This window comes from Frankia gtarii (genome assembly GCF_025403375.1).
Classification (GTDB): domain Bacteria; phylum Actinomycetota; class Actinomycetes; order Frankiales; family Frankiaceae; genus Frankia; species Frankia gtarii.
The window spans coordinates 1-3,248 of the sequence record NZ_JAMPTM010000437.1 but is presented as its reverse complement, the minus strand read 5'-3'; the positions used below and the strand labels follow the sequence as shown (position 1 = coordinate 3,248).

Below are 3,248 nucleotides of genomic sequence, written 5' to 3'. Positions count from 1 at the left end.
GATCAGGCGGGGCCGGGGCCGGCTGGGGTGGATCCCCCCGGGCCCGAGCCCGACGCGGACGGCTTCGTCGCGCCGCCGCCCGCCGCGGCCGGGTCGGTGGGGCCGCCGCCCGTCGGGGTGGCTCCGATCGAGGAAGCGCCGCCGCCGTCCGCCGGCGCCGCGCCGACCGGAGAGCCGGCGGTGGCCCGCCCGGCGGATCCGCGCACCGAGCGGCCGGCGCCGGCGCGCCCACCGCGGGAGCGCGGTCGATCCGCCCCGCCGGCACCCCCGCCGCGGCCCGCACGCCGCCCGCCGGCGCGCTCGGCGGCGGGCGGGGCTGCCTCGTCCGCCGGATCGGGTTCCGGGTCGACGAGCGCGGAGTTCAGAGCCGTGCGGGTCAGCTCCCGCTGCCAGGCGCGGGCGCCGCCGGCGATCAGCGCGTCCTCCACCGCCGACTCGGTCAGCGGATCGGGCGGGGACCAGGCGATCCGCCGGGACAGCGCGGGTTCGAGGAGGTTCTCCACCGGCATGGTGTGAGCGGTGGCAATCGTGGACAGCTCCGCCCGCACCCGGGCGAGCCGGGCGGCGGCCACGGGGTCGCGCTCGGCCCACCGGTTCGGCGGGGGAAGACCGTCGCCGCTGGGACCGGCCGGCGCCGGCAGCTCGTCGTCGGGTAGCGCCGCGGCGCTGCGCAGCGCATCCAGCCAGGTGTTCGCGGTCCGCCGGATCCGCGGGCCGGAGAAGATGGGCAGGCGGATCAGCGCCGCGGTGTCGGCGGGGGCGTTGAGGACCGCATCCATGATGGCGCTGTCCGGCAGGACCCGGCCCGGGGCCACGTCTCGGGTGCGGGCCATCCGGTCCCGGGCGGTCCACATGGCCCGCACCGCCGCGAGCTGGCGGCGGGAACGTGCCCGGTGGATGCCGCTGGTCCGTCGCCATGGCTCGGCGCGGGGCTCGCGGGGCGGGGCCGCGACGATCCCGGCGAACTCCTGCCGGGCGAACTCGATCTTGTCCTGTTCGATGAGCTCGGCTTCGAGCGCGTCGCGCAGCTCCACCAGCAGCTCGACGTCGAGCGCCGCGTAGCGCAGCCAGGGCTCGGGCAGCGGCCGGGTCGACCAGTCCGCCGCGGAGTGGCCCTTCTCCAGGCCGTAGCCGAGCACCCGCTCGACGATCATGCCGAGGCCGACCCGCTCGTAGCCCAGCAGTCGGCCGGCGAGCTCGGTGTCGAACAGCAGGCTTGGCCGCAGCCCGAGCTCGGCCAGGCAGGGCAGGTCCTGGCTGGCGGCGTGCAGCACCCATTCGGCGTCACCCACCGCCTCCTGGATGACGCTCAGGTCACCCAGTGGGACGGGATCGACGAGCAGCGAGCCGGCTCCTCGGCGCCGGATCTGGACCAGGTAGGCACGCTGGCTGTACCGGTACCCGGAGGCCCGCTCCGCGTCGAAGGCGACCGGGCCCGTCCCGGCTGCCAGCCGTTCGGCCGCGGCGGTGAGCTCGGCGGCGTCGACGATGACGGGAGGGACGCCGTCCACAGGCGTGAGTAGCGGGATGGGCTCGCGGGCGCTGGTGCTGGGCTCTCCCTCCACCTTTGCGCTTACACCCCCGCTGACCTGCTGTGTTGGTTCAGGAACCGTCGGCGTCACGATCGGCGATCGTACGTCTGAATCCTCGCGGAGGCAGCCGCGCTGTACAGCGAATCGCGCTAATTATACGCATCGTGACACCACTACCGGGTACGGTGGCCGGCTTCCGGTCCGAACGGGGTACCGCCAATCCGGTCGGTGTGGTGCTACGACCGGACCCGCGGCCGGTGGCCTCAGCCTCGTCGCTGAGGGAGCGACACGACGCCGGACAGTGCCGGTGGCAGGCCGGCCATGGCGGCCAGGAGGTCACCAAAGGCCAGCAGGTGGGCGGTTGCCCCGACGGGACTCCACGCGGGCCGCGTCGGCTCCGACCCGGCCGGGTCGTCGCCGAGCTCGGTCTCGGCCCAGTCGGGTGACCAGGAACAGCGCAGCTCGACGTCGAAGCTGTCCCCGTCGGCCCGAAGGACGCCGAACCGCCGTGACGTTGTCGTCGTCACCGCGCCGCCGAGCGCGCGGAACTGCGCGCCGTGCGCGTCGAGGGACTCCCGCAGCCACGACCAGGCCACGTCGGCCAGCAGCGGATCGGCGGCGATCTCCGGATCGACGCTCGCCCGGGCGTAGCAGACGAAGCGGGCGCTGCCCTGCCAGGCGGGCTGTCCGTCCGGGTCCATCAGGACGATCAGCCGCCCGGCGGCGAGGTCGGCGGCGTCGCCGGTCAGCCCGCCGGCGAGGGCAAAGGTGTAGGGCGCGAGCCGAGTCGGGGCCGCGATCTCGTGCACGCTGATCTCCGGGCGCAGCCGCGTCATCCCGTCGCGCAGGGCGCCGGTGCTGGCGAGAAAGATCGGCGGGCTCGCCTCGTACGACTGCGCCGCCCCCATGACGGCAACGTTAGGGCGTCGACCTTGATCGCGCTGGGTGGACGCCGGAGCGTGCTGCTTTGACCCCGTTGCGTGCGGCCGGGTGCCGATGAGGCGATGGCTGGAGCGGTGTGCCGCCGCATCCCGCAGGACCGGAACCTCTAGAGCTCCGGGTGATGCCTCCGCCGCGACGGGCTCGCCGTACGTCCCGGGACGGCCCGGGGTGGCGCCGTAATCGGGACGCGGGGCGGGATTGTGCAGGCTCACGCCGGAATCCGGGCGGCGGCGCGCCCGCGGCCGCGATGGTCTCTCGCCGCCGCGCCAGTCTCCCTGGCCGGTCTCGGATGCGCCGCCGGTCCGGCCGCCGGGATCCGCCCCCCGGACGGGACCGGCCCCACCAGCACCGCGGCACCGCACTCTGTGCAGGCCCACTCCGGGCAGTCCGAGCCGTGCCCGTCCGCGCACGGGGGCTGCTCGAACGGCCGCTCGTCACCGCACTCGGCGCAGGTGAGAACAATGTGATCGTCGGTGCCCACCCGGACCAGTTCCACTCGAACACCACTCCCCGCGCACGGCTGCTGCGTGTTGCGTCCCCTCGGATGCGGCGGGCGCCTGCACCACGGATCCTGCGCCCCCGCGACTGCCGGCCGAGGCGGAACGCCGACAACGCGCACCCTCTGCCCTCATTCCGACCGGACTGACGGTGCCATGGGACGGACAGATGTCCGCGCATTCTCTCCGGCGTGTCGCGTGCGCCCGTCTCGATGGGGAGTGGGCGGGTGATCCCCTGTCGGGGGAGTTGCCCCGCTTCGTCGCGGGGGACGGCGGG

2 protein-coding genes are annotated in these 3,248 nt (G+C 75.1%); both read right to left on the bottom strand.

The features are described 5' to 3' along the window. Window positions 1-2: 2 nt before the first annotated feature. Entirely contained in the window at window positions 3-1,622 is a 1,620-nt protein-coding gene (locus NBZ83_RS31025; RefSeq protein ID WP_261576398.1) for a ribonuclease D, read from the bottom strand. 173 nt (window positions 1,623-1,795) lie between these two features. Further along, window positions 1,796-2,440 (bottom strand): DUF3000 domain-containing protein, encoded by a 645-nt coding sequence (locus NBZ83_RS31020; RefSeq protein WP_261569230.1) that lies wholly within the window; start codon window positions 2,438-2,440, stop codon window positions 1,796-1,798. Window positions 2,441-3,248 lie beyond the last annotated feature (808 nt).